This window comes from Salmonella sp. SAL4457 (genome assembly GCF_046548235.1).
Taxonomy (GTDB): Bacteria; Pseudomonadota; Gammaproteobacteria; order Enterobacterales; family Enterobacteriaceae; genus Salmonella; species Salmonella enterica.
On sequence record NZ_JBGDZO010000212.1, the window covers coordinates 1 to 327 of the forward strand.

The 327-nt window shown below is 64.5% G+C and carries 1 protein-coding gene; it reads left to right on the plus strand.

Translation table 11 applies throughout. From position 1 onward, the window contains the following. Window positions 1–76: 76 nt before the first annotated feature. A partial coding sequence (locus ACLJNW_RS23965; protein ID WP_208528535.1) for a LamB/YcsF family protein occupies window positions 77–327 on the plus strand: 251 nt, incomplete at its 3' end.

The window sequence follows — 327 nt, forward strand, 5'->3', positions numbered from 1 at the left end:
TGAGTATGCTACCTGACGCTAATTCGCCAGCACTGCGCTCATTTTTCCGTAATCCTGGCCTCGAAAGGAACGCACAATGAACGACACCGGCCGGCGTATCCTGCTCAACTGCGACATGGGCGAAAGCTTTGGCGCCTGGCGCATGGGCGACGATGTCCACAGCATGCCGCTGGTTGACCAGGCCAACCTGGCTTGCGGCTTCCACGCTGGCGATCCGCTCACCATGCGGCGCGCGGTGGAGCTGGCGGTACGCCATGGCGTGAGCATCGGCGCGCACCCTGCCTATCCCGACCTGAGCGGCTTCGGCCGGCGCTCGCTGGCCTGCTC